The sequence below is a fragment of the Vibrio sp. MOR3 genome (genome assembly GCF_001557775.1).
Lineage (GTDB): Bacteria > Pseudomonadota > Gammaproteobacteria > Enterobacterales > Vibrionaceae > Vibrio > Vibrio jasicida.
The window spans coordinates 191079-216970 of record NZ_LNRD01000004.1 but is presented as its reverse complement, the minus strand read 5'-3'; the positions used below and the strand labels follow the sequence as shown (position 1 = coordinate 216970).

The following is a 25892-nucleotide window of genomic DNA, read 5'->3' as shown; positions in this document are numbered from 1 at the left end:
AGCCCCGTAGATATGTCTTACGGGGCTTCTTTATTGCTAGCGAGTGGAGAGCTTATTCACGAGCATCGCGACTCGTTTGCCAAGATACTCCGCTGTTGCAACGTCTGAGGCATGCAACTGGCCGTCTTCACCACCTTGTGCAACAATGCCACTTTGCACGCCGTAGCGATTCAGATTTAGCTCGCCAGAATTGCTGATCTTATCTAATCCGACCCATATCATGCCGTGCTGGTTAGTGAGTGTTTGTAGATACTGCAACGTCATTGACTGATCGCCATTCATTGCCCCACCACTAGTAAAGCCAGCCGCGATTTTGCCCGCCCATTTTTGGTAATACCAAGATTCACTGCTTGCATCTGCAAATGCTTTAAACTGTGCTGCTACGCCGCCCATATAGGTCGGTGAGCCAAAGATAATCGCATCGCACTCAGCAAGTTCATCCATTAGGTTAGGGTTCACAAAACGTCCCTCAATGATCTCACTGCCTTCAATTCGGTGAGAGAGGATTTCATATTCACCTTGCTGCACAACCCCTTGTTGTTCAATGCCTGCGGCCATCGCGCGAGCAAGCTGACCAGTAACGTCGGTTTTAGAGAAATAAATAATCGCAATTTTGGACACAATGGTTCCTTTTTCATTGTTGATGTTGAATCGTGCGAATAAGGCTAAAACCTCAAGCTTAGTTGAGGTCAAGAGATGTTTTGAAATGAGTGAACTAAATGTTTGCTGATTGATTTAAGCGTTATGAATGACATTCTTTCACATTATTAGTTAGTGGTGTTTTTATTCTTGTTAGTGATTGGTTATTATTACTCATGACCAATTTAACGCATTTTAAGAGGCTTAGTTTGAGAAAGATTATTTTATTACTATGTATTTTTACATTACCTGCGTTCGCGGCTTCTGGACCCAATTATTTGAGTGGCAAGATAAAAAATCTAACAGCTATCCAGGATGGAATATTAATTATGATGGACAGCGGGACCCCTGATAATTGTGAGGGGTCCTCTTCAGGTTGGATGCTTATCAGACAAGAAAATACTGCAATGATATCAGTAGTTCTTGCTGTATGGGCTGCAAATAAAAAGTCAGGTACAGTATACACTTCAGGAAGGCATAATGGTGTTGGATACTGTATTGTTAACCAATTTGATCCAATAGATTAAGAAAATATATTAGATTATTTTTATTTTTAAACAGGTTAAAAATTATGAAAAATATATTAATTTCTATAGGTTTAGCATTTACGTCATTTTATGCATTATCATCGGCAGGAGTTGTATCAAAAGTAGTCCCTAAAAATCTTCATGTATATAACTTCGCTGGTAATACTTATGTAGATCTAAAATCACATGGATGCTCTGGTTCAAGGTATTATTTAAGCCCAAGTCACCCTAAATATGATGCTATATTTTCTGTTCTTTTGGCTGCACAATTAGCGCAAAAAACTGTTTCAGTTCGATATGACGGTTGTATAAATGGAAGTAATGCTCAGGGAAACATAGTCGGCGTATACCTAGATTAGATAGGGATTATTAAGCCACTTCTAATTAATAACAAGTAATATTAATTAGAAGTGGTAATTAACTTTTTAAATCGCAGGGTTATGTACCATAAAGTATCTTGGAGGTGGAGAGTCTGCATAGGTCGGTAGGGTGTTACATGTAACGCCATTATTGGCATTGTACATAATAGTTACATTAAGGTTATCTTTCACTGCATTGGCCGCATAGGATGCCCAGAGTGAGCATACAACAGTGTCATCATTGGTATTACAAAGCCTTGTCCAATGTTCTCTCCATGCACCCATAATGTTCACATTACCATTTTCTTCTACGTAAACGTTTTTTATCTTTCCTTTATAATATATATTCCCAGCATGGGATAAAGTTGGTAAAAAAAGTATAACAAATAGTAAATTTTTCATAAATAACCTGAAACGATTTCGTTCTGATACTCTAATTTAGTACCCATAAATCACTGATGACTGGTGTAAGACCACCGCTGGTTCCCCAAAATGGAATAATTTCACAACCGGAAGCGTGCAAACCTATTCTTTTTCCTGTTGCAAAGGCCATTAAGGCTGCGGATACCATGTTGTCATGGCCTTTCAAATCACCCTTTAAGTGTACTCGGCTTGTAACAGTGCAGTTATCAAGATTAACTATTGAACCGGAAATATATAATGTTAAACCTCCATTTGCATGATTATGAATTCTAGTAATTTCGACACCTTCAGAGTTTAAAGCAGTGAAATATTTTGCATTGGACGTTAATGGGGATATAGAAAATAGCATTAATATCGCTAACTTTAATAATCTCATTTTTCACCTTATTTCTTTGTAAGTTGAACTGTACCAATGGTTTCACCATCTCCCCATCTTTCACATGAGGATTTTCCTGTGATAACTACTTTTGAATCTGACATGTATGCAGATAACAATAAGCTGAATTGAGATTTACCATACACACTGTGCTCATCTTTTATCATCCAGTAATTGTTCTTAGCACACTGTGGTTTCTCAGTTCTTTCTCCTTCAATATAAAACCAATGTAATCCATCATCTCGAACTAAAATATGTGTAACTTTTCCCGTTTGATTGCTTGAAAAGGCAAAGAAGCTCGCTGAGATAAGAAAGATAAACGTAATTATTCGCATTGAAATTTCTCAATATTATTCGTCAGCATAAATCATTATGTAATTTAGTGTCTCAATATCAGCCGCATTACAAACCCCTGTGGTCATGATTGTAATACTTTTATCAGCCATTAGTGCTGCTAGAGCTGTACTCTGTTGAGCATTGTTTACTATGGTAAAACGGTTGTTTTGGTTGCTGTTTTAATAACATCTCGGTCTAAATATAGTGTATTGTAAGGGCCGCCTATCCCTTCAGACTGAATTCTAAGGATTTCTCCTGAATATGAATCTTTTGCCAACGCAAAGTTTATAGGGAAAATTGACAATATTAATAACAAATTAAATAAATTTCGCATAATGTTTTCAATTCTCAAGCTTAGGACCAAAGTAACAACCAGTTAGCCATTTCCATGGCTGATGGCTTGATTCAGAGCAATCTTTAGAATCGTTAAACCAAAGTGTCACCTCTTTATTTGTTGTTTGTGCAGTTAACAATGTTGAGTAAATCGTGCGACATGCTTCTGCACTAATATTGTCGTGCTCATTGTCAACTTTACATAATCGAGGCCAAGATAAAGGACCGATTCTTTCAACTAAGACATCTCCTGATTTTGCATCGAGGCTAACCCCAATAACTTTTCCTGAACACGTATATCTTGAGGCATGAACATTAAACGATAATAATACTAAGCATACAGCGATTAATTTATTCATAGTCGTACCTATTTCTATTTAGTCATTCTTACGATTTTTCTATATACGTTTGGACTTGAATCCCAAGGCTCACAGCCTCCGGAATTAAGATATGAAACGGTTATGTCGGTATCTGATGCTTCGGATGCTAACAACATTGAAAACATCCTATTTCTGGCTTCTGGTACTAAGTCCTTGCTGATCGCAAAAATGGTTTTGTTCGAACATTCTTCAACTTCTTGCCCTGACGATGTAAGTGTCACTAAAACAGTGTTTGTTTTTGAATAGGTTACGATGCTTTCAACTTTGCCAGAAGTACTAAGCCAAGCTGCCTGTGAAAAGCCTGAGAATAACATTAGCAATATAATGTATTTAAACGAATAAATACTTCGACTAATAATTGACATATCGAATAAATACCTCTTGCCATGATTTAAACGAACTGCAACTTTCTGGTACATTGTCGCCATCAAAATGCACACGGGTTATTGTTTCCCCTGTAGAGCGAGCGCTTAGAAAAATTGAAAAGACAGCTTTGCAGGTGTCTGGGCTCATTACACGGTTTGGCTCACCAGCTACTTTCCAGTCGGAGCCGGGATTACAAAAGAAAACTGGTGTATTCATGGAGCTCAGTTTTACCATTAATCTATTGTTTCCATGGTAAGCGACTTGATCTACTTTTCCTGAACAAATCAAAGATCCTGCGGTAACTGTCGTTGGAAAAAGTAAAAATAGCGACATTAATAATTTATTTTTCATAATCTATTCTGCTAGCCAAATACGATCAAACTTCAAATAACCATTGAGCGTGTCACGCATTTGAATTGTTACTTTTCTTTTGGATGCCTGTGCAGCTAATGCTGTTGAGTAGAACAAACGAGCAAACTCAGGGTTATCATTAACTCTATATATTGCAGCACTTGTTTCTGTAATTGATAAACCAGCTTTAGATGGTTCTGAGAGGTTAATTGGCTCATCAAAATAAATTAAAATGAGATTTCCACTATTAATGTAGATCCGGTCTACCGTTCCAGTGTAACTGCAGTATCCATTGTAATTTGGCGAACAAGTAGGTTTTGCAGCCAAGGATGGGAAAGATATTGCGCATATTATTGATAATAGCGAGAGTACTTTCTTCATTTCACTATCCTTGTGTGAGGAGGTATTAGTTATTCATTTCTTATCATTAGATAGTTAGGTTGCTGGGAACTAGAGTAACCCAAAACTTCACTGCAAGAAGTCACGTTGAAGTATTGTATCGTCGTTGGTTTCTTGCTTGTTAATGCCGATAGAGCAATGGAAACCCATGTTTTACAAGTGTCCGGTTCTATGTTGTTATGTTTCGTCGAAACCTTACATAATCCAATTGGTTTAGTTGCCCAAGTTGCTGATATAAGCAATAGTCCACTAGAGTCTACCCAAGTGTTATTAATATCTCCTTTGCAGTGGATTGAAGAGCTAGAGTAAGAAAATGCAGAATAAAATAGAGTAAGTAAAATAGCGATAGTTCTCATAGTAATCCTTAGTTAACATATATAGTCATATTTTCAAGTTTGTATGCTTTATTAAATGGATAACCGGATTGACATTCCCCACTACCATTTACCCAAACTGATTTTCCTGACATCTGTGAAGAGAGAAGCATTGAAAGAAGTGCTCGGTTATAGTCTGTATCTGGCTTAAAGTAATATCTATTTGAACAGCTATTTGCGCTTCCATCCAGTAATTGAACGATTATGTAGCCACTAGATGCTGATAACTTAACTTTTCCACTGGCTTCTTTACTTGAAGAGAAAGCAAAGCTTGAAAAGAAAAGAGGGATAATCATGGATATTAAAAAAATTCGTTTCAAAATAGTTCTCCTTAAGGTGAGCTGGGGGTAATTTTTACTTTCTGGAAGTTTTATTTACTTTGCATCCAACGAAGATCCTCAATGGTCGTATTCAAGGTACAAATGCCTTCGCCTGACAATGTTACCTCTACACCACTCCTTTGGGCTGCTAATAAAGGGCTAAAAACGAGTTTTCCAGCCTCGGTTGAAGCGTCAAAAGCGTAATCGAAGCCGTTTCGGTTGGTTGCACATTCTGTATTTGTTTCCCCTTCTATATCGACAAACACTAGACCTCTGTAAACAGGGCCATATTCCATTTTTGTTACCAAGCCAGTAGAAACCTCTGCTCGAGAATCTAGTGGAATTACCATTACCAGCACGGCTAGAAGAAAATAAGCTCGAGTTTTCATTTCGTTGGCCAAATTTACTTTGTTATCAAGGCGCAAGCGTACAGGCACTTTGTTTCTAAGCAAAAAGTCAAATATTAAAAATGTGACTGGGTTATATAAAACGAACTTGATATTCATAAAATCATTCAATGTTGTTCATGTTTTTGTGAATGTGTATTGAAATGTAACCATTGAGTTATTTATGATTTTCATACATTTGCGTGATCAATGGCTTGAGTGAGAAGAAGCTTTGCTTTTTGGGTTCACGTTACAAACCATAGTTTTTACCGGTTCAGGATCGTTATGCTTTTGCGAACTTCAGTTTTAATACTTGCTTGTACTTTAAGTATCAGCTTGCCCGTTGCTGCATCTGAGCTTGAGGGCTCCTCTCTTAGCTCAATTGATAGATTGATTGCATACTCAAGGTTTGGAAATGGGGATGTTTTTATCTCACTAGATAACAACGGTCAGCAGTGTGCTAACGGTTATTACATTGATAAAGGAAGCGCAGGTTACGAGAGTATTCTTAGTATGTTAGTTGCTGCTTATCAAGCTAAAACTCCAATCGTTTTACATGGCACGACATCAAAACAATGGTCTGGCAGTAGTAAACCAGTTTGCGAGATATACAGTGTTTCATATCAATAGCTGGAGTAAGGCGCTTTTATATCTGTTTTAGTTGCAAATGTATTGTTGGAAGTATTACAGCCTTGAACCATCACTATCGGTATTGAAGTGCGTCGTTCATGGTTGCCTATTCTAGGGACTAGGAGGAAAAACCTTGGAAATTACTAACGAAGGCATACATGAAACTGAAAAAAAAAGTTTCATAAAACGAGCTTTGTTTTTAGCTGTGTTATTCGTTGCTGCGATCTTGACTTTGAATATTTATCTTTGGAAGGGCGAAAAAGAACAAAGGCAATTAGAGGCTCAAATGCTAGCTGATGAGTCTTTATTTGAACCGGTTTATGAAGATGACTTTTCGGTTGATAAGCTGAACTCACAAGTGAGTGTTAAACAGCTTCGAAAAGCACTTTGGAATGACGAATTACCTCTGGTTTCTTCCGATTCTGAGCAAATCTCTAGTCGAGAATTAGAGGCAAGTATCACCCATCTTTATAACGAAATTGAACAACTAGAAAAATAATCCAGATTATATTTAAAAAGGAAAATAAAATGTCTCGTTTATCGATGCTGTTCCTTAGCGTTTTTGCCTTTTCAATTCAAGCAGTAGAAGTTGGAACCTTACCAGGTGAACTGGTTGTTCAATCAGGCACTGCCCAATATCAGCTTCCAATCTCCGTACCTAAAGGGCGTGGTGGAAATTCTCCACAACTTTCTCTCGTTTATTCTAGTGGTGGAACTCCAAGTGGTGTAATTGGTTCTGGCTTTTCACTTACAGGGATGCCAACCATTTCTCGTTGTGGCTCTCAGCAAACCATTGATAGTCAGGTTAGAGCCGTTCAATACGATGAGTTAGATAATTTCTGTTTAGATGGAAGTCGCCTGATTGTTACGGAAGGTGCAAATGCCAAAAAAGGTTCAGTTTATCGACCTTATATGGAAGATTACTCCAAGGTTGTACTGCGCAAGGATGCATCTTTAGCAGATAGTTCATTTACCGCTTATACAAAAGCTGGTGATATTCTTACATTCGGTAAAAAGCTTGATAACGCTACTTGGTTATTAACGAGAGTTGATGATAGAACCGGAAAAAATCCAATCCACTATCACTACAATGAGATTGGTCAGATTCAAAATATAACCTACGATATCTTTAATATTGTCTTTGTCTATATTGAAGCAGATAAAGTGCAGTCCAGAGATACCACACAAACATATTTTAATAAAGTCAATGGCGTAGTAAGAAAGGGAAATAAGCAATTAAGCAAGATAGAAATAAAAGCTAATAATCAATTGAAAAACTACTATGAACTAAGGCGTCGAGGAGTCTCTCAAGATGACAGTAATTCTGTCTTAGCTCAACAGATTCTGGGTATTAGTTATTGTCATAGTACTGGAAAATGTTTGCCAGAAACTACATTTGAATGGTACCAAAATAAACCAGAAAATTTTCAATTTGAAAAGAGCATTAATCACTGGGGAGGAGCAACCGACGGTGAAACTGAATGGTTTTTTGATGTAAATGCTGATCAAAAACATGATTATTGCAGACCTCGATATTCATCAAACATTTTCGTTAAAAATTTAATCTGCCAATTTGATGTAAAGTCAAAGAGTAGTTCAGATGTCACTTATGCGTTACATCCTGTTCTTTTTATGGATAAGTGGAAGCAATGGGTAGACTTCAATGGTAATGGAGTTCCTAGCCTATGCGGGGTGTTTGAAGATCAGATACATTGTTCTGAGTTTCTTCCGAGTGGAGATATTGAGAAATACTCAATCCCAATCACCAATTCTGGTATGGGTAAAGATTGGACTTGGGCGTTCGACTTTACTGGAAATGGTCGTCCAGACTTCTGTCGGAGAGGAAATAAGAACGAGTTGATCTGTAGTGAAAATAACGGATTAAACACTTTTACGAATACTCATACTATTACTGACATTGCATGGGGGAAATCGGAAGAAACTTGGTGGGCTGATATTGATGGGAACGGTTTCCAAGATCTTTGTTCTGCGACCAAAACAGGAAAAGATGCAGAGCTAACCTGTACTCGATTCAATGCAGGTAAGATAATCGCTAAAAATCAAAAACTAGCCCTGAATGATTTAGGCTTTTCCGATCGTCGATGGTGGGTGGATGTTAATGGTGATGGCGCAGATGATTATTGTAGGGCTACAGGGAAGTCTTCTGGTAACGGTAGCAATCTGACGTGCTCTTTGGGGTCGTTAGGTCATATTAACAAGTTTGATAATGACATTAACCTTGAAGGGGATATTGATGGTGATTGGAACGGTAATTGGGGAGTGGAGAATCGTCGTTGGTGGTTAGATCTCAACCAAGATGGTCGTTCCGATTATTGCCGTATGAGCAAGTCGTCGAAAGCTCTCCGTTGTACGAACATTTTTGCTGAGAACAACCTTTCATTCTTTTCCGGAAGTGATACAACGAATCACCGCTTTTGGATATTGGACTTCAATCAAAATGGTTATCTCGATTTTTGTCGGCAAGTAGGAGCATCCTCCGGAAGTGGGAGCTTCTTGCAATGTGACGAGTTCGATCAGCGGACCACAGCACAGCCGAGACTTAAGTCTGTAACCAACGGTTTAGGTTTTAAATCTAGTGTTGAGTACGCACGCCATCAGGATGTGGGATCCGCAACGTGGCCGACAAAGCTAACCTATCCTTATGTACCATCAAACCCGAATGCTCCTGTCGTCTCAACATTGTCTGCCGACGATGGGATTGGCGGAAAAGTTCATACACAATTTCGTTACGGGCCGGGGCGCTTTCACCTTCAGGGAGAAGGCCATAGTGGCTTTTCTTGGATAAAACAAGTTCAGTATCGAACAGATGATCCTTATGCTAAGGGACGTGAGGTAATATACCGTACTGACTTCCCTTATACCCAATCGGTCTCTGAGGCTAAAGAGTTTATCTTACCTACTCTCTCAACCAATGGATTGAATTGGAATTTCTCTGAATCTGGGACTTTATTGAATTACTCAAAGACCGAATATGCTCATAAAAATTCGGGCAAGAGCGGGCAAATCGTTCGCGTTGAAGCTGCTCAAGGTGGTGCGTACTTACCCAATAATGAGTTTGGTTACTACGAACAATATAGTTACCAAGGGAAAACATACTTAAAAGTTCCAGATACATTTGTCCCAATTGCGGGTGAGATATTGGTGCCGATTATTTTACCTTCTAATGATGTTTATGTTTTGGAAGACAAGGCATCATCAGAAGTCATCGATGGTTCATACACAATATATGATGCGAAATTGGTCAAGCTTAGCCAAAGTCAAGTCGCTCATATCCTGCCACACTTAAGCCACTTGTCCTCAAAATGGTATGTTAATGATTCCAATCATGATGGTTCTCTCGATCTCGCCAATCATGCGCAGTTGAGCAAAAAACGTCTCACGGTTTATCAAACCAAAGAAACGTCAAGCAGTTACGATCTTGGTGGTCGTTTACTTTCTAAAGTTGAGACCACTCAAGATCGTTTAGATGAGTATGGTAACGTTGGTCTGCTAGAAGTAAAAACGACGGCAACGAATCCTGTAACTCAAAAAGAAGAGACGTTCACCCAGCGAACTGAGAGTATTTATAGTAACAATCCTAACTCTTGGATATTAGGACGACTTAGCCAATCAACCGTCACCCACATCGCGCCGAATGGCGATCAAGAAAAGCGCACTTCAAAGTTTGGTTACGATACATCCACAGGTTATTTAACGAAAGAAATTATCGAACCAGGGGACAAGCTTTCCGTTACCAAAAATTATGCGCTTAACTCGGAAGGTGAAGTTGAGACGACAAGTATTAGTGCATGGTCAGGAGATAAAAAAGGTACAGAAATTCGTTCAGGAAGTTCTGTTATTAATTATAACGGCCTAAATGTAGAAGTTGTTTCTACCAATGCAAAAGGTTTTGTGACTCGCTCCAATAAAAACCGTTTAACGGGCTATACAACAGCGTTCGATATAAATGGACTTGAGTCTCGGGTGTTTGTTGATGGATTTGGAAGAACAGTTCAAACACGCACAAAGAGTAAGGGTGGGTTTAACGATACATATACTAAATATTACCCGGTCTCTGATACTCAATGTAGAGCTAGCGGTACAGTACCATCGCAGGCTGTTTATTGTGTCGTAACACAAGCTGATGGGCTTGGTACCAGTATCATTTACTTGGATGTGTTTGAGCGAGAAGTCAGAAAAGCCTCTCTAGGCCTTAACAATAAGTGGGTTATTAAAGACTCCTTTTACAATTCAAAAGGGCAACTCTATAAAGTCACAAGACCTTATTTCGCTGGGGAAACTCCGCAGTATTCAATTACTCATTATGACAAACTAGGCAGAGTTCATTCGATCTCAGAGCCTGGTCCTGCAGGAGAGAAACCTTCATGGATTAAGTTCTCGTACGGGCCATTAACTGTAACAGAAACCGACGCTTTAGCTCGTTCAAAGACCACTTACAGTAATGCAATGGGATGGGAGATCAAGTTTGCTCAGCCTGAAGGTGCCACGGTTGAAAAAACTTACTCTCCTATTGGTAAATTGTTAACAGCGACGGGAGCAGATGGTGCGACGATCGTCAATCGCTACGATAAACTTGGTAACAAATTCTATACCGATGATCCTGATCTAGGAAATTGGACCTACAAGCATAATGGCTTTGGTGAGTTAATTTCCCAAACGGATGCTAAAGGTCAAACGACTACAATGGATTACGATGTACTTGGTCGTATGACATCCAGAACGACTCAAACTATCACCGAGGTTAGCGGTAAAAAGAAGACTGAAGTAGAAACATCGAGTTGGATCTACGATACGTATGGTAAACATTCATGGAAGGGCGCCCTTTTAAGGGAAACTAAACCGGGTTATACCAAAAACCTTACTTATACATCGTTAGGCCAAGTTGACACTGAGCAAGTGATTACCGCTTCACATACGTTTTCTCGTAGTTTTGAGTACAACAACTTAGGTCAGTTAGAGAAGGAAATACGCCCTAACCAATTTAGCTTGCATTACGATTTCGACTCTAAGACTGGGATAAATACTGGAGTTTGGGGAGACAAGTCTCAAGTTAAATTGACATTTAGTGACGCTGAATACCGACAAGTGATTCAGCCTCTGATCAATGAAGCGATGTCGAAATCACGCTCGTATCTATTGAAAGCGGACGAGTTGGTTAAGCAAGTCTACGTTTACGAGGCTAGAGTTTCTGAGTATGAGCTTTTACGTGATAAAATTCAGCACGTTGCTGGCGGTACGAGTGAAATCTACGACCATGTTTATGGTAAGGCGCTTGATGTATTTGTTGCTGCCAATGGGGCGCAATACCTGCAAGTTCCTGACAACTTTGTCCTTATCGCACAGGATATAGCGATCCCGCTTTACGCGCCGCCTGCTTTCCATCTAAAACTGGAAGGTAACTCAATTTCGAAAGTAAGCCTTGATGAATGGCGAGCGATTGAATCGACGCTGACGGCAAGTAACACGACGGTTTTCTATGGTGATTTTGATGGCTCTGGGCAAGTGGGTATTACTGAGGTTCCTGTTGGCCGAGATCATCCACTGTATGACAGCGAGATTAGGCAGCAATTTAATCGCCTACACAATTTAGCTGCAGAAATTCAACGTCTTGAATATGTGCGCAATGACCTGCACCAAAAAGCGACCAATTATGTTTCTGCAGCGCAGCAACTTGTTTCTCTGGCCAAGCAGACAGAATTGATAGCGACTCGTTATCAAACCATGTCTACGGATAGCGAGTTAGAGTCTGAGGCTCTCGAAGGGCTAAAGAGCGAGCACCTGAACAAAGGTCGTGTTTACTACTGGACCCTCAACGGCCTAGATGCTGAAGGTCGAGTACGAGCTGAGTTATACGGGAATGGGTTGGCTAACCTTTATGACTACCATGAAGGTACGGGGCAACTTCTCAATATAACCACCCAAGATGGCACGAAATCTATACGTGCTCTGCATTATGTGTACGACCGAATGGATAACGTTAAACGTCGTACAGATTTAATCAACAATATCGATGAATACTACGATTACGATAACCTTGATCGTCTTGAATCTAATGTTCTCAATGGTTTAAATGGGAAGCACCGTCAAAATGCTCAGTTCTACAAGACTTATTCTGTTAGCTATAACCGCGCAGGTAACATTGACTACAAATCAGATGTCGGACATTACAAATATGATGATCTCGACCATGTTCACGCTGTAACTAAAGCAGGAAACAAGCAATATACCTATGATGCCAATGGCAATATGCTCTCGGGAGACAACCGATCCTTTATTTGGACTGGTTTCAATAAGCCAAGCAAGATAACAAGAGGTAGCCAATGGGTAAGCTTTAGCTACGATAATAATCGTCAGCGATATTTCAAGCAGAATCAAGATGGCGACAAAACGTGGTATCTCGGTAAAGCTTATGAGCGTATTGAAAGAGCGAATGGTGAGGTTGAACATAAACAATTCATTAGTGGTGGTGGCAAACTGGTTGCCGTCAATATTGATCGTAAAAAGTCTAACGCCTCCGGACAAACGGCTTCATTTGATCGCCAAGTTCGCTACTTACACAGTGACGCTTTAGGTTCAAACGATCTGATCACCGATCTATGGGGCAATGTCGTCGATCGCAAGAATTACGATGCTTGGGGTAAAGAGCGTTATTTTGAGTGGGATAAAGAAGCGAACTATCTAGAACAAGATCCAATGGTAAATCGTGGTTATACCGGGCATGAGCAAGTCGATGAAATCGGTCTTACTCATATGAATGCTCGTATGTACGACGCGACGTTGGGGCGTTTTATCAGTGCTGATAGCTTTATTCAAGCCCCTAGCAATAGTCAGTCGTTCAACCGTTATAGTTACGTTCAGAATAACCCGATGAAATATACGGACCCTTCTGGTCATTTCTTTAAGAAGATTTTTAAAGAGATAAAACGGGCGTTCAAAAAAGTTGGCAAATTTATTAAGAAGAATTGGCGTATGCTTGCTGCCGTAGCAGTTGCGGTTGTTGCCCCTTATGCTGCCGCAATTGTTTTTGAAGTAACCGCTATCGCTAGCTTAACTGCAGGGCAACTTGTTGTTACGGGGTTTGTTGCCGGAGCAGTGTCTGGGGCTATAACCGGAAGATCATTTAAGTCCGCTCTGATTGGAGGAATGTCGGGTGCTATGTTTGCCACACTTCACAATTTTATTCCTTCCGGCGCGTATGAGGCTGCGGGTAAAATGGTTGCTCATGGTATGGCTGGCGGGATGTCATCTGTGATGCAAGGTGGTTCTTTTGGTGATGGCTTTATTTCAGCGGCCGTGATGCAGGGAATTAGCTTAAGCCCACTTGGAGGAGCAATGGATACGTTCAGTAGTGTAGAGTTAAATAACCAAATATATAATGCTGCAATGAGTGCAGCTATTGGAGGCACCGTTTCAGTCCTTACTGGAGGAAAATTCCAAAATGGTGCAGTAAGTGGTGCATTTTCTAGGATGCTAAATGATCTCCTTGTGCCCAAGTTTAATCAAGTTACTCAGTCTCAAATGGAAGCCGATAATCTTTTGAGTAACGCTAATGCTATAGCGGAAAGGCAGACTTATACAGCTATGAGGGAGGCAGATCATTTAGGTATTGGGCTTGATGTTTTAGGGGTCGCTGGTGGAGCTACTGATTGTGTACTCGCGACTCGTGTGGGCTGTGCTGTAGCTGCAAATAGTGCAGCTAGTATACGTGCGAGGCTCTATGACGAGGAGCACATAGTGCACCAAGGAGCGAAGTCAACAGCAATTGCGCTTGGTGTAGAGGCTCAAACTGCAAATAAAGTCGGGATTTGGACAAGTGCTGCTACAAATGTTGCTCTATCTGCCAAAGGCTTTTCTGGTTATATGAAGGCAGAGTATAATGCTAGTAATATCGTGGACACCACTGGTGTTATTAAGACAGTTGTTATCGATACACCACTTGCTTTAGATAATGGTAATTAAGTATGTTCATTCGCATTTTGTTACTATCGCTCACGTTAGTCGTAAGCCTAGTCTGGTGGTTTTATTTACCACCAGAACTCAGACCTGTGAAGTTTGAAAGGTTTATTGCTACAAATATTTCATGCGAAAAGTATTACAGCGGGCGGTCATATACATATGGATTTACCATTTACTCTGATGGTAGAGAGTTTTACTTTGATGAAATGTCTTCTTTTAAGTGTTCGCTTTTATTAAAGCAAGTGAATATAACAGATAAAATAGAACTAGCCTTTGACAAAAGAAGTAAAAGTAGTGAGCGCATTCCAATATATAAATTATTAGTTAATGGAGAACTTCTGTTAACTAGCAATTATAGAGATGGTTCCATATGTGAATTTTTCCCTGCAAGGAACTGTCTTAAAATAAGTAATTTAACAGACTGAACCTATTAACTTATTCATGTGATTAATATAAGTAAAGCCGATGTAGATACATCGGCTTTTTAGTGGGCTATTTCTTTCTGCGGGTATAAATACGTGAGGTGGTTTTTGGCTCCTCAGGCTTGGGTTTTTCTTTTGCCAGTTTTAAGACCGCTTTTTGTAGCATCAAGTTGTTCGGGTAAGTGATCAGGTTGCCGTTGTCGTGCTTGATCAACACATGGAACATACGAATTTCCTGAATCTCACCACTGATGTCTTCGTCTTTATCTACCACTTTAATTCGGTCACCGACACGGTATGGGAAGACAAAGAAAATCAGAAAGCTTGCTGTAATGTTACTAAGAATCGACCATTGCGCGATGAAAGCCACACCTAATACTGCGAAAATCGATGATAGGAACAGCGACACATCGCCATAGCCAATACCAGTAACGATCGCGAAAATCGACACAAACACGAACAAAAAAGCGACGTTGAAGCAACGCTGTATAAAGCTCAGGCGTGCTTTTTTAACCCCTTTGGATTCTGCTAAATTCAGAATGGCACGGTTAGCGATTTTCTTCAGTACACGATAAGCAATCAGAATGATGACGCCCATCAACACTTTATAGCCAATAGAGCCAGCCGTGAAATACTGGCTGATTTGCTCTAGATGCATCCAATGATTCATTTCTTCAACTCGAGAATATTAAGAAGGCGCGTGTTATAGCCGATTTTGTCTCTCAAGTAATTATAAATTTCGTTTCCGCATGAGATTTGTTTTGAACAAATTTTGAGCTATATCTCAGTTCCGAATTGAGAATAGACGAACTCTAATATCTGGTGTGTTGGCTGCTGCTAATCTAGAAACGGAGCTTACGATCGTTATGGAAAATGGTAGGGATGCGATGGAAGAAGATGAAAGGGCAATCATGGGATTAGTGGTTATTGTTGGTTTTGTGCTGCTTTGGATATTCCTTGAAGAGTTTGGATACTTTGGATTACTGACTATCAATAAATAAGCCTCGCGAAACGCTGTGTTCAACGGGGCTTTGATTTTCTGTTTGTGCGGTTTTAGCTCACGGCACGAACTTTACCTTGCTTCAAGTCGTTCAGTACTTGCGCTTTCGGACCATCAGCAATCACGCTGCCTTTTTCCATCACTATTACGCGATCAACAATATCGAGCATTGAAGTTTTGTGAGTAATCAAAATCAGCGTTTCGCTCGGTTTTAGCTGTGCTAACTGATGTTTGATGTGCATTTCTGAACGGTTATCCATTGCACTGGTTGGTTCATCCATTAAGAGCACTGGAGGACGCCCCAAGAAAGCTCGTGCAATTGTCACAGCTTGACGTTGACCACCAGATAACATGCCGCCACCTTCGCCCACTTGACGCTCTAGACCCGCGGGATCTGATTGAGTAAAGGCGGTGACACCTGCACGGTTTGCGGCGTCTAATACGTCGCGGTCATCGGTGAGCGGACGACCTAGGGTAATATTGTCGCGAATAGAACCGAAGAACAGATTCGAATCTTGCGGTACACAGCCAATATTGCGTCGTACGTCCACATGGTGAAGCTGTTCGATGTCTGTGTCATCAATACGCACGTGACCCTCTGTCGGCTTGTACAGGCCCATTATCAGGCGTTCTAACGTGGTTTTACCTGAACCAATACGACCGATGATTGCGACTTTTTCACCTGGATTAATCGTTAGGCTTAAATCACGAATCGATGCCACTGGCGCATCTGGGTAATGGAAGGTCACTCGGTCAATCTCAATCTTACCTTGAACGATAGGACGATGAATGTAGCGTTTACCTTCTTCTTGCTCGTCTGGCATTTCCATCACTTGATTAATGATGGTCATCGAAGACTTCGCTTGGTTGTAGCGTGTAGACAACAATGAAAGCTGAACCATTGGACCAATTGCACGACCACTTAGCATGGTTGCTGCAATCAAGCCACCCATCGTCAAATCGCCGTTTGAGATGAGATAAACACCCAGAATGATCATGCCGACGTTACTACTTTGTTGAACAAAGCCCGCTGCGTTTTGAATGCTGTCGGTAATACGACGGCTCTTGATGTTCCAGTTTGCCATGTGTGCAACGGCTTCTTCCCAACGGTATTGGAATTGGCTTTGTGCACTCAGCATTTTCACGGTTTCTAGGCCGGAAAGGCTTTCAATCAGGTTGGCGTATTTCTGCGAAGCAAGGCGAGAACCTTCTTCAATTGAGCGGCGCAGTGGACCTTGAATCAACGCCGAGTGAATCATCAGAATCACCACACCAATCATTGGCACGTAAACTAGATCGCCCGCCATCAGCCAGATGATGACTAGGAACAAAATCGCGAAAGGTAAGTCGATCAGAGCACTCACGGTTGCAGAGGTGAAGAACTCACGAATCGATTCGAACTCTTGTAAGTGGCGAGCAAACGCACCCACTGAAGGTGGTTTGGACTCCATTCGGATGCCCATCACTTTGCTGAAAAGCTTTGAAGAAATCAGGATGTCGGATTTCTTACCCGCAACATCAATAAAGTAGTTACGCAGTGATTTGAGCAAGAAATCGAACAAGAACACTACGAAGATACCACTTGCCAGCACCCATAGAGTTTCAAATGCGAGGTTAGGGACTACTTTGTCGTACACCAAGCGAGTGAACATTGGTGCGGCAATGGCGAAGATGTTGATGAGGATAGAAGCGATAAGTACATCGCGGTAGATGCGTTTAGACTGCCATAAGGTTGACCAGAACCAGTGGCCTTCTTTGGTTTTGAGCACTTCGGGAGAGCGCTCATCATATCGAAATTGTTTTTTAACTAAAAAGTAGCGACCAGTGTACTGCTCAAGTAGTTCTTCTAGAGGGATGGAGATGGGCACCAAACCGCTTTCTAGGGTGGTGATCTCTGCTTCTTGTGTCTCCAAATTAATACTATTGAGAACGCAAGAGTCGCCACCTTTAAGAAGTAAGATAGCCGGCAGAATTAGGCTTGAGATTTTGTCTAATTCTGCACGGTTTTCCTTGGCAACCAATCCGGCCCTTTCCGCCGCTCTCGGTAGCAGAAACGGTGTGAGCTTACCCTCAGAGAGTGGAAGCCCATTAATTAGCGCTTCCGGAGAGTTGGCTAAACCGTAATAACGGCTAACGTAAATCAGCGAGTTCAGTAAAGGGTCTTTCATCCTTGGTATACCTTTTCTTTATTCCTTGTCGACGATGAAACCTTGGAAGACCTCGACGAAGTGCTCGGTGAGGAAGTCCAACTGAATCTGCGTTTCTACACGTGATGCAATCGTCGTGATACCCAAGTTGTGAGCGGTTCGCGAGATCGAAGTCAGCGTGAATTTCTGTTTTTCGTCATGCAAGTTGTGCGTGAACAGGTAATCCAGTTTTACGTAATTCGGGCGGAACTCCTGAATGTACTCAAGTGACTGGAAGTTACGACCATAGTTATCAACACCGAATTCTGCACCTGACTGACGAATGGCATTACACAGTAGTGCTGTATGGTGTGGATGATCGATGAAACACGCTTCTGGAACCTCAAAGTGCAGCATTGGCGCAACTTTCGAGTGCTTCTCTAGCATGCTGGTGGTCCAGCGAATGAACGAAGGTTGCGACAGACTGCTTTGTGCAATGTTGATGGCAACAGGTTCGTTCAACTCACCGCTTTCTAGCATTTTAATCATCGACTCAATGACGTATTGGTCGAAAATGTTGGTGGCATCAAGCTGCTCTAAAGCAAACAGGTATTGGTTGGCACGGAAGGTCTCGCCATCTTTTTCGATACTAGAGAACACCTCGTTGTGGAATACCTTGCCCCATGTGTTTTTCGCAGATTGAAAACGGAATTTAATCCAATCACCGTGAATCGCTTCTTCAACCAGCGCTTTCCATTGCTGCTTACCCATTAGGTTAGAAGAGTTTTCACCACCCACGAAGCCGTAAGCTCTGTCTGGTTGCGCTTTTGCTTTCGATAGTGCGTTATCCACCATGGAAAGCACTTCTGAGCGTGTTTTCTGATCTTTACTGTGTGCCACTCCGAGCGAAGCTTTTGGTTTAGCAAGACCTGTTGGGTCTGTGTTCAGACCATTCACACAGTTGACGATGCTATCCGCTAGGATGCGCAGTTCGCTTTCATCCATGTGTGGGAATAACAGACCGAATTCGTCGCTTGATAGACGAGCAATGGTTGCTCCTGGTACATCGATGGTGTTTTTAAGACGTTGAGACAACTCTTTCACGTGGGCATCAGCGCGTTGGTAGTCTTTCGTTTCGTAGATGTCACCAATGTACTCTGCATGGAGTAGCGCGATACCCCCTTGCGTTTGTTCTGCCAACCATTGGTCAACTTGGTTGATGTAGAACGAGCGGTTACCCAGTTTGGAGATCGGATCTAGGTAAGCTTGTGCGCGTAGACGCTGCGCTTCTTTCGCTTGTTCTTTGAATGACAGTTCAATCTGAGCCGACATCATATTGATACCGTCTACGACTGCAATGAGGTCTTTGGTCTTTGGACGAGCAAGCGGGTCACCAAATTGGTTGTTGGCGATTTCGTGCATTTTCTTCACGATGGCTGCTAAAGGTTTGAGTGAGCGACGTAGGATGTAAGAAATCGCGACTAAACCCGCTAGGAAGATAACGCCAAATGCCGATAGCAGGCGAATAAAGCCTTGCCACAACTGTTCGTAAGCAGCACCCGGGTGGCTGATGATTTCTACTTCAGCCAGCTGCATCCAACCACTGGTTACGACGCGTTTATCGTGAATCGCTTTAAATAGATTCAGGTCGATAAACCACTGCGGGACATGGCTTGGTTTTACTGGGTACGAGCGCACGATCTGGTAATCCGAATCTAACGCGGTGAGACGTACGACAGAATAAGTACTGCCGTCAAACAACGCATTAATCACGGACTCGACTGCCACCTTATCTTTATCTTTTAGATACGGTGCCAATGCTAAACCAACGGTGTTAATGGTGTTGTTGACCTCTGAACGTTGCTGCTGCTCTAAGCTGTCTCGAGTAGTGTTGAATTGGATTACGAATACTGATGCCATCAAAAGTAAAAAGACCGTAACCATTCCCACTACAAGCTTCTTATATAGGGTCATGTTTTTCACTCGTCATAGTTAATTTTAGGTTTCTTTAACTGCAACTTACGTTCGCGCGAGCGTAAGTCATTCCAAAGACTCAAACGTGAGGCTTTTCCTGCTAACTCTCCAGTGCCAGCAGAAGACTTCATTAGCCATAGGTTTGAACCATTAAAACTGTAAATCGGTAGCAAGTCGCTACGTTTGGAGGCTCGAACAATGTCTGGGTTGATATTGTCGAGAATGAGCGGCTCAGAGCTTGGGGTCGGGTAGTAGGCCAATACCATGTGGAATTGATCCAGTTCGATGGCTTTAACATAGATCAAGCGCATCTTAGAATCGGGTATGCCTAGCTCCAGCAGTGAGAAGTACTTAGCAATAGTGAAATCTTCACAATCGCCCGCATTACTGCCCAAAAATTCGAGCGGTGTTGCCCAGTAGTCTTTCTTTCCCCAAAGTTTGATGTCGTCAACGAAGTAAAGTTGGTTGAAAAAGTCGTTAACGCCTGCAAGCTTCTCATGAGTCTCCAGTGTTTTAAAAAAGTCGATGTTTTCCCGCCATGTTTTCACGCGCATTCCTGCCCGCTCACCATAAACTGAAGTGACCGTATCGACCCATCGCTGTTCCTTGTTGTTGAGCGCCCCAATTTGGAACGAAAAACAACTGATGCTGATTAATAATGTAACTTTACGCTTCAATTTGGGTGGCATATTCGACTCACATCACAAGTGTACCTTTGAAATGCGTTCGTGGGTGAGAAAAGTGCTTTTTATTTAACCACTTGTCGTCACTTAAGAATACATTATTTGTACCTTGCAGATACTTACTCCTTCAGTGCGTTGGTTTTGGCGCTCAAAATCGGTTTAAGCAAGTATTCCAAAACGGTTCGTTTCCCTGTGATGATATCGACCGATGCTGTCATACCGGGAATGATTGGTAAGTCAGCATCCTGTCCAAAATTGGTTTTATCGGTACGGACTCGAACAATGTAGAAGCTGTTGCCTTCTTCATCTTGTGTGGTATCCGCACTGATGTGTTCTAGTTCACCTTCTAGACCGCCATATTTGGTGAAATCATACGCGGTAAACTTCACGATGGCGTGAAGGTCTGGACGCAAGAAAGCGATGTCTTTTGGGGCTATCTTTGCTTCGACCAATAAAGTGTCTTCGGTTGGAACGATTTCAACAATGTCCATACCTGGCTGAATAACACCACCAACGGTGTTCACGTTGAGAGTTTTGATGGTGCCGGTTACTGGAGAAACCACCACAGTGCGGTTTACTCGGTCTTCTAGGCCTACCGCGGATTCTACGAGTGCGGACAGTTGGTCTTGAGTGCTATTGAGCTTTTCTTGTTGTTCAGAGCGGAATTTCAATGCCACATCAATACGGTTAAGCATGGATTCTCGTATCGCAGAACGAAGCACTGGAATTTTCAGTTCGCTAGAGGTCATCTCACGGCGAGTATCGTTTACTTGGCGTTGAAGTTTGAGTAGCTCAATACGAGGTACGACACCTTCGTCTGCCAGTGGCTTCGTGATGTCTAGCTCTTTCTTCGCGAATCGGTAGCTTTGGCGCAAGTTGTTAACTCGCGCCCTAATTTCAACCAAATCTTGTTGTTTCTGCTTAACTTGCTGATCGATAACTGACAGCTGGTTGCGTAAGTTGTCGAGATCTTCGCGGTACTCTGCTTTTTGGCGTTGGGTGAGGCGAGGTTGGTTCTCTTCAAGTGTCGGTGGGAACGTCAATTTACCGTAATCGAGTAAGACACTTTGTTCCCAGTCTTTGTCTTCAAAATCACGGTTCACTTCTACACTGCTGATGGAGGCTGAAAGCTGCAACACCGAAGCCGTTAAGTTCGCTACTTGTTGTTCACGTTCTCGAAAGTCTGAGCGAAATCGCGTGTCGTCAATCAGCAACAGCTGCTGGCCTTTCTCTACTTGTTCGCCTTCTTTTACTAAGATCTCTTTGACCAAGCCGCCTTCAAGGTTTTGTACCACTTGGATTTGAGAAGAAGGAATGACTTTGCCTTGACCAACCGTCACCTTGTCGATTTGCGCCCAAGATGCCCAGCCAATAGCAGCAACAAAAAACAACACCATAACCCACAACATAAGGCGGGCACTACTCGGCGTGTTCAGGAGCAAAGCAGCGGTTTTATCGTCAACAAAATCCAACTCGTCGTTGCTTAGCTTGTTGTAGTTGTCTCGGCTCATCACATTCCTTGTTTTATAAAGACGGTTTATCTTTTTGATCTTATTATTATTAACCGACCATGTCAGCATGCTCGGTTAATAAAAATGTGTGAAAGGGGTAGATGGTCCCTCTTTTACAGTGCCTTGAACTTTGTTTTATCCAACTGATGTCGTTTTAGTTTGTCATACAACGTTTTTCGCGACACCTGTAATTCTAGTTGAACCTCTTTGAGTCTGCCTCTATGTCGTTGTAGTGCATCGAACAATAAGCAATATTCAAAGTGTTCTGTGCGTTGAGTCATACTTTGGATTTCAATGCTCTTTTCACTGTTCCAGTCTTCCATGCGAAACGCATCTGGTTTGAGGGCGCGCAATTCCGCAAACTGCCTCAATTGTTTGATGTTTTCTGGCCAAGTCAGTTCTGTTATTCGTTTTACTTCTGCCAAACTGATTTGTGGTGGTTGCAACTGATAACGACTGGCAGCATGGCGAACAAAATGTTTATACAGCGGGCCTATGTCTTCTTTGCGCTCGTCCAAGCTCGGCATACGAATCAACTTAGCCAATGTCTCGACTCCTTGCACTACTTTGTTTGCGGCCCCAAACACGCGTTGTAAGCTTGGGTGCTTAAACAGGCATTGCCATTGTGGTAATGAGATGTGTTCGGCACTGTGAAGATACAAACTGCAATGTGGCCTCCCTTGTGACAAATGATAAATCGCTTTGTCGAACGCATCCGAGCTTAATTCATACAAATCTTCACCAGACGCGACGATCATTTCACTGTCTGACGTGGCATGAATATCGTGGGCAAATTGCGCAGCGAGCCTTCGTCCTGTGCCATCTTCGCCAAAAAAGATCAGTGGCTGGTGGAGTGAGGCGCTGATTAAGGTTCGGCGAATATCGACCATAACTTGGCTATGACCAATCATTTTTGGCCCCACGTGCGTTTGCATATCGAGCTCTTTTTTCAACCAGACGTTTTCTTGCAATAGAGTCAGTTTGTCACTGGCGTTATTCAGTGATTTTAACAGTTGCTCTGTCGAGAATGGCTTTTCGAGAAAGTCATATGCGCCACTTTTCATCGCCTCTACCGCTGTTTTTACATCACCGTGGCCAGTGAGGACAATAAACTGAAAGTGATTGTTTTTGCTCAGCAGCGTGCTCATAAACTCTAAGCCGTTCATCACTGGCATATGGATATCGGTAATGATCAAGGCTGGTGTGTGCGGGTCGATAACGCGTAGTGCTTCGACTGCATTGGGAAAACAGGTTACTTCGATATCTTCAATTAAAAGCGCTTGTGATACAGCATCACGAATATGTGGTTCATCATCGACAAAGAAAACGGGATTATGCATAGGTGTTTTCCCCTAAGGAAGGTGTTGTAGCGAGTGGAACCGTGATAACAAAAGTCATGCCGTTTACTTTTTGTGTTTGAGCGTCTAGATGTTGGTAAGCGCTCAAAGCACCTTGATAGCTCTCTAAAATACGTTTTGAAATGGTTAATCCTAAGCCCAATCCCTCGGGCTTGGTAGTGAAGAATGGGTCGAAGACTTTTGCTAAGGCACTCTCGAACATGCCTGGGCCGTTGTCGGAAACTAAAATATCGCAGTGAGTTTCTTCGCATTGCACGGCAATCGAAATTTGTGGATCAATGCAGTAGCTATCCATGGCTTGCGCCGCATTATGAAATAGGTTAATCAGCACTTGCTCAAGCTCAACGCTGTGAATCGCTAACCTCACGTTATATTCGATAGTTGGCACTTTTAATGTTACGCCTTGCTTGATCAGCTGGTTACTCAAAATTCGCGTGGCGTTGTGTACAGCATCATGCAGGATGGCGACTTCGCTGTGTTGGTTGCTGTCGGTTTTGCGTGTAAAGACTTTTAAACGAGCAATGACTTCGGCAATCGTGTCGTTGAGTGACAGCATCTTATCCAAATTGCTTGCCACCATAGGGTAACGCTCCTTTGCCATCAAACGTTGTGAGTTTTCGGTGTAGGTTCGCAGCGCGGCAAGTGGCTGGTTAATTTCGTGATTGATGCTGGCGGACAGCTCCCCAAGCAGTGCGAGTTTGGCGGCTTGCGTCAACTCTTGTTGAGTTTGCTTGAGTTCTTGCTGACTCTTCTCATATTGATGCACGGTTTGCTGCAATTTGTGGTTGGCTTGGCTGAGGACCAAAGTTCTTTCCGAGACTTTTTCTTCCAAGTTCGCGTTCACATTCGCGAGGCGTGCTTTGTTGACCAGCATTTGGAACCAAGCCAAAGCAATTAAACCAACCAAGGCATACAACAGCAGATAAATGACATCGGCTTGAAGAACGGCGGTGAGTACTTCTTGCTGGCTGATCAGTGCTACAACACGAAAGCCTTTTTCAAACAACTGGGTCGCGTATGCTAGATAGTTTGGAGAGAGTAGAAGTTGATTGTTTTTAAACTGCGTCGCACCACTTTTTCCGGTTAACTCACCACGATATTCTGGTAGGGAGTGGCCGTATTGTTGGGTTTGACTGAGTTCATGTTTTGCTGCTTCGGAAAGTGGAAACAATGCGCGATAACGCCAATCCGGTAGATTACTCATGAAAACGACGTCATGCACGCCTGTGACGAGTAAATCTCCATCGTCTTGAACCAACCTTTGTTCAAGTTGTTCTAAGTTGACTTTAACCGTAATCACTCCCGCGACTTTGTCATCAACCCAAAGCGGAGATGAGAAGAAATAGCCCCGCTTATTAGAGCGAACGCCTAATCCAACGTATTGGGCTTTCTCACCATTGAGCGCGTTCTGAAAATAAGGGCGAAAGGCAAAGTTAGAGCCCACAAAACTGTCGTCTTGCTGGTAATTACTTGATGCGATTACTAAGCCCGTTTTGTCGTGGACATAGATGGTATCGGCCAAGCTTTGTGTGAGCCATTCCGCCAACAAACGGTTAAGTGCATCAGACGGTTTTCCGATTTTTATAGCGTCGAGCAATCTTGGATCGTGGCTGAGTAGATTGGGGATTTGTTCAAACTTAGCCAACTCATAATCGATCTCCTGAGCAACTTGCGTGGCTTGGGTTTGAAGTTTTTTTTGCCATTGATCATGTTGATGCTGGGTTGCGTACTTATGAGTCGATATTAGCCCGACCATACCGATGGCGAGCAACACCAGCAAAAAATGGCGCAGAGCTTTGGGGTTGAGTAGGTTCACGGTTGGCTCACTCGTTTTTAACGCCATGTTATCAAAAGGCATTTAACGATGCTGTGAGCCGCAGCGACAACGTGACACAACACAAATCGCAATCAGAGTTATCGTTTGCTGTCCTTGAAATTGAGTATCATCGGGCGCACAATCGGAAAAAACGAGTGAAGGAGTGAAGATGGAACTTGCTGATATTCGTCGTGAGTACACAAAAGGTGGCCTGCGTCGTAAAGATTTAAAAGCAGATCCTGTCGATCAATTTAATTTGTGGTTGGCGCAAGCGGTAGAAGCTGGCTTGACAGACCCTACTGCAATGACCGTTGCCACGGTTGATGAGAATGGCATGCCATTTCAACGTATCGTACTACTGAAAAGTGTCGATAAAGACGGTTTTGTGTTTTACACCAATTTAGGCAGCCGCAAAGCACAGCAGCTTGGGCACAATAGCAATATCAGCCTACATTTCCCTTGGCATCCGCTTGAGCGTCAGGTCCATATTACGGGCGTTGCAGAGAAGCTGTCACCGATGGAGAACATGAAATATTTCACTTCTCGCCCGAAAGAGAGCCAACTTGCTGCGATCGCCAGTAAACAGAGTAGCCGTATTTCCGCTCGAGGCGTGTTGGAAGGCAAATTCCTAGAGCTGAAACAGAAATTCGCCAAAGGGGAAATCCCAATGCCAACCTTCTGGGGTGGCTTCCGTGTGAAACCGCAAAGTATCGAGTTTTGGCAAGGTGGCGAGCACCGCTTGCATGACCGTTTCTTATTTTCTAATCAAGAAGGGACGTGGGATATTGATCGTCTTGCGCCATAATCACGCGAAAACAAAGAATAG

Annotated in this window: 24 protein-coding genes; 8 read left to right on the top strand and 16 right to left on the bottom strand. The window is 42.4% G+C overall.

The window, feature by feature from the left end:
• Nucleotides 1-36: 36 nt before the first annotated feature.
• Nucleotides 37-621, bottom strand: coding sequence for a flavodoxin family protein (locus ATB76_RS10725; protein WP_061035165.1), 585 nt, complete (start codon nucleotides 619-621; stop codon nucleotides 37-39).
• 227 nt (nucleotides 622-848) lie between these two features.
• On the opposite strand from ATB76_RS10725, the gene ATB76_RS10720 reads away from it, so the two are divergent.
• Nucleotides 849-1166, top strand: coding sequence for a hypothetical protein (locus ATB76_RS10720; protein ID WP_061035164.1), 318 nt, complete (start codon nucleotides 849-851; stop codon nucleotides 1164-1166).
• Between the two features lie 44 nt (nucleotides 1167-1210).
• A complete protein-coding gene (locus tag ATB76_RS28155) occupies nucleotides 1211-1525 on the top strand; it encodes a hypothetical protein (RefSeq protein ID WP_146067555.1) in 315 nt (104 codons plus the stop codon).
• Nucleotides 1526-1591: 66 nt separating this feature from the next.
• On the opposite strand, the gene ATB76_RS10715 is transcribed toward ATB76_RS28155, so the two are convergent.
• The 4 genes from ATB76_RS10715 to ATB76_RS10700 form a co-directional block, all read right to left on the bottom strand.
• The gene (locus ATB76_RS10715; protein WP_061035163.1) at nucleotides 1592-1927 is read right to left on the bottom strand and encodes a hypothetical protein; all 336 of its coding nucleotides are present in this window, start codon (nucleotides 1925-1927) and stop codon (nucleotides 1592-1594) included.
• Between the two features lie 31 nt (nucleotides 1928-1958).
• Nucleotides 1959-2324: a hypothetical protein gene (locus ATB76_RS10710; protein ID WP_061035162.1), complete on the bottom strand. Its 366-nt coding sequence runs from the start codon at nucleotides 2322-2324 to the stop codon at nucleotides 1959-1961.
• A gap of 8 nt (nucleotides 2325-2332) precedes the next feature.
• Entirely contained in the window at nucleotides 2333-2659 is a 327-nt protein-coding gene (locus tag ATB76_RS10705; RefSeq protein ID WP_061035161.1) for a hypothetical protein, read from the bottom strand.
• Nucleotides 2660-3001: 342 nt separating this feature from the next.
• The gene (locus ATB76_RS10700) at nucleotides 3002-3352 is read right to left on the bottom strand and encodes a hypothetical protein (RefSeq protein WP_061035160.1); all 351 of its coding nucleotides are present in this window, start codon (nucleotides 3350-3352) and stop codon (nucleotides 3002-3004) included.
• Nucleotides 3353-3454: 102 nt separating this feature from the next.
• Here ATB76_RS10700 and ATB76_RS28150 point away from each other — a divergent pair, with 102 nt between their 5' ends.
• Nucleotides 3455-3619 carry a hypothetical protein gene (locus tag ATB76_RS28150; protein ID WP_155647552.1) on the top strand — a complete coding sequence of 55 codons (165 nt, stop codon included), beginning with the start codon at nucleotides 3455-3457 and terminating at the stop codon, nucleotides 3617-3619.
• Between the two features lie 105 nt (nucleotides 3620-3724).
• Here ATB76_RS28150 and ATB76_RS27180 read toward each other — a convergent pair whose 3' ends face one another.
• The 4 genes from ATB76_RS27180 to ATB76_RS10685 all read right to left on the bottom strand — a co-directional run bounded on the left by ATB76_RS27180 (nucleotide 3725) and on the right by ATB76_RS10685 (nucleotide 5689).
• Nucleotides 3725-4090 (bottom strand): hypothetical protein, encoded by a 366-nt coding sequence (locus ATB76_RS27180; protein ID WP_081094904.1) that lies wholly within the window; start codon nucleotides 4088-4090, stop codon nucleotides 3725-3727.
• 3 nt (nucleotides 4091-4093) lie between these two features.
• A complete protein-coding gene (locus ATB76_RS10695) occupies nucleotides 4094-4471 on the bottom strand; it encodes a hypothetical protein (RefSeq protein WP_061035159.1) in 378 nt (125 codons plus the stop codon).
• Between the two features lie 382 nt (nucleotides 4472-4853).
• A complete protein-coding gene (locus ATB76_RS10690; protein WP_155647551.1) occupies nucleotides 4854-5183 on the bottom strand; it encodes a hypothetical protein in 330 nt (109 codons plus the stop codon).
• Between the two features lie 50 nt (nucleotides 5184-5233).
• The gene (locus ATB76_RS10685; protein WP_061035157.1) at nucleotides 5234-5689 is read right to left on the bottom strand and encodes a hypothetical protein; all 456 of its coding nucleotides are present in this window, start codon (nucleotides 5687-5689) and stop codon (nucleotides 5234-5236) included.
• 165 nt (nucleotides 5690-5854) lie between these two features.
• Between ATB76_RS10685 and ATB76_RS10680 the strand changes: the two genes are divergently transcribed.
• The 3 genes from ATB76_RS10680 to ATB76_RS10670 all read left to right on the top strand — a co-directional run bounded on the left by ATB76_RS10680 (nucleotide 5855) and on the right by ATB76_RS10670 (nucleotide 14179).
• Nucleotides 5855-6199, top strand: a complete 345-nt coding sequence (locus tag ATB76_RS10680; RefSeq protein ID WP_061035156.1) for a hypothetical protein — start codon at nucleotides 5855-5857, stop codon at nucleotides 6197-6199.
• A gap of 133 nt (nucleotides 6200-6332) precedes the next feature.
• Nucleotides 6333-6698 carry a hypothetical protein gene (locus tag ATB76_RS10675; protein ID WP_061035155.1) on the top strand — a complete coding sequence of 122 codons (366 nt, stop codon included), beginning with the start codon at nucleotides 6333-6335 and terminating at the stop codon, nucleotides 6696-6698.
• A gap of 29 nt (nucleotides 6699-6727) precedes the next feature.
• Nucleotides 6728-14179: an RHS repeat-associated core domain-containing protein gene (locus tag ATB76_RS10670; protein WP_240538035.1), complete on the top strand. Its 7452-nt coding sequence runs from the start codon at nucleotides 6728-6730 to the stop codon at nucleotides 14177-14179.
• A gap of 489 nt (nucleotides 14180-14668) precedes the next feature.
• On the opposite strand, the gene ATB76_RS10660 is transcribed toward ATB76_RS10670, so the two are convergent.
• Nucleotides 14669-15256 (bottom strand): mechanosensitive ion channel family protein, encoded by a 588-nt coding sequence (locus ATB76_RS10660; protein ID WP_061035153.1) that lies wholly within the window; start codon nucleotides 15254-15256, stop codon nucleotides 14669-14671.
• Between the two features lie 208 nt (nucleotides 15257-15464).
• Between ATB76_RS10660 and ATB76_RS28795 the strand changes: the two genes are divergently transcribed.
• Nucleotides 15465-15599 carry a hypothetical protein gene (locus ATB76_RS28795; protein ID WP_009706678.1) on the top strand — a complete coding sequence of 45 codons (135 nt, stop codon included), beginning with the start codon at nucleotides 15465-15467 and terminating at the stop codon, nucleotides 15597-15599.
• A gap of 52 nt (nucleotides 15600-15651) precedes the next feature.
• Here the strand turns inward: ATB76_RS28795 and ATB76_RS10655 are convergent, their stop codons facing one another.
• From ATB76_RS10655 to ATB76_RS10630, 6 genes are all read right to left on the bottom strand, one after another.
• The gene (locus tag ATB76_RS10655; RefSeq protein WP_038871576.1) at nucleotides 15652-17766 is read right to left on the bottom strand and encodes a type I secretion system permease/ATPase; all 2115 of its coding nucleotides are present in this window, start codon (nucleotides 17764-17766) and stop codon (nucleotides 15652-15654) included.
• Nucleotides 17767-17784: 18 nt separating this feature from the next.
• Nucleotides 17785-19698 (bottom strand): LapD/MoxY N-terminal periplasmic domain-containing protein, encoded by a 1914-nt coding sequence (locus tag ATB76_RS10650; RefSeq protein ID WP_038871616.1) that lies wholly within the window; start codon nucleotides 19696-19698, stop codon nucleotides 17785-17787.
• A 5-nt stretch (nucleotides 19699-19703) separates the two neighbouring features.
• Nucleotides 19704-20387 (bottom strand): transglutaminase-like cysteine peptidase, encoded by a 684-nt coding sequence (locus tag ATB76_RS10645; RefSeq protein WP_061035152.1) that lies wholly within the window; start codon nucleotides 20385-20387, stop codon nucleotides 19704-19706.
• A 113-nt stretch (nucleotides 20388-20500) separates the two neighbouring features.
• Nucleotides 20501-21892: an HlyD family type I secretion periplasmic adaptor subunit gene (locus ATB76_RS10640; protein ID WP_038871570.1), complete on the bottom strand. Its 1392-nt coding sequence runs from the start codon at nucleotides 21890-21892 to the stop codon at nucleotides 20501-20503.
• A gap of 113 nt (nucleotides 21893-22005) precedes the next feature.
• The gene (locus ATB76_RS10635) at nucleotides 22006-23232 is read right to left on the bottom strand and encodes a response regulator (protein WP_061035151.1); all 1227 of its coding nucleotides are present in this window, start codon (nucleotides 23230-23232) and stop codon (nucleotides 22006-22008) included.
• Nucleotides 23225-25108, bottom strand: a complete 1884-nt coding sequence (locus ATB76_RS10630; protein WP_061035150.1) for a cache domain-containing protein — start codon at nucleotides 25106-25108, stop codon at nucleotides 23225-23227. The genes ATB76_RS10635 and ATB76_RS10630 overlap by 8 nt, the downstream gene beginning before the upstream one ends.
• A gap of 127 nt (nucleotides 25109-25235) precedes the next feature.
• Between ATB76_RS10630 and pdxH the strand changes: the two genes are divergently transcribed.
• Nucleotides 25236-25871: a pyridoxamine 5'-phosphate oxidase gene (pdxH, locus tag ATB76_RS10625; RefSeq protein WP_038871564.1), complete on the top strand. Its 636-nt coding sequence runs from the start codon at nucleotides 25236-25238 to the stop codon at nucleotides 25869-25871.
• Nucleotides 25872-25892 lie beyond the last annotated feature (21 nt).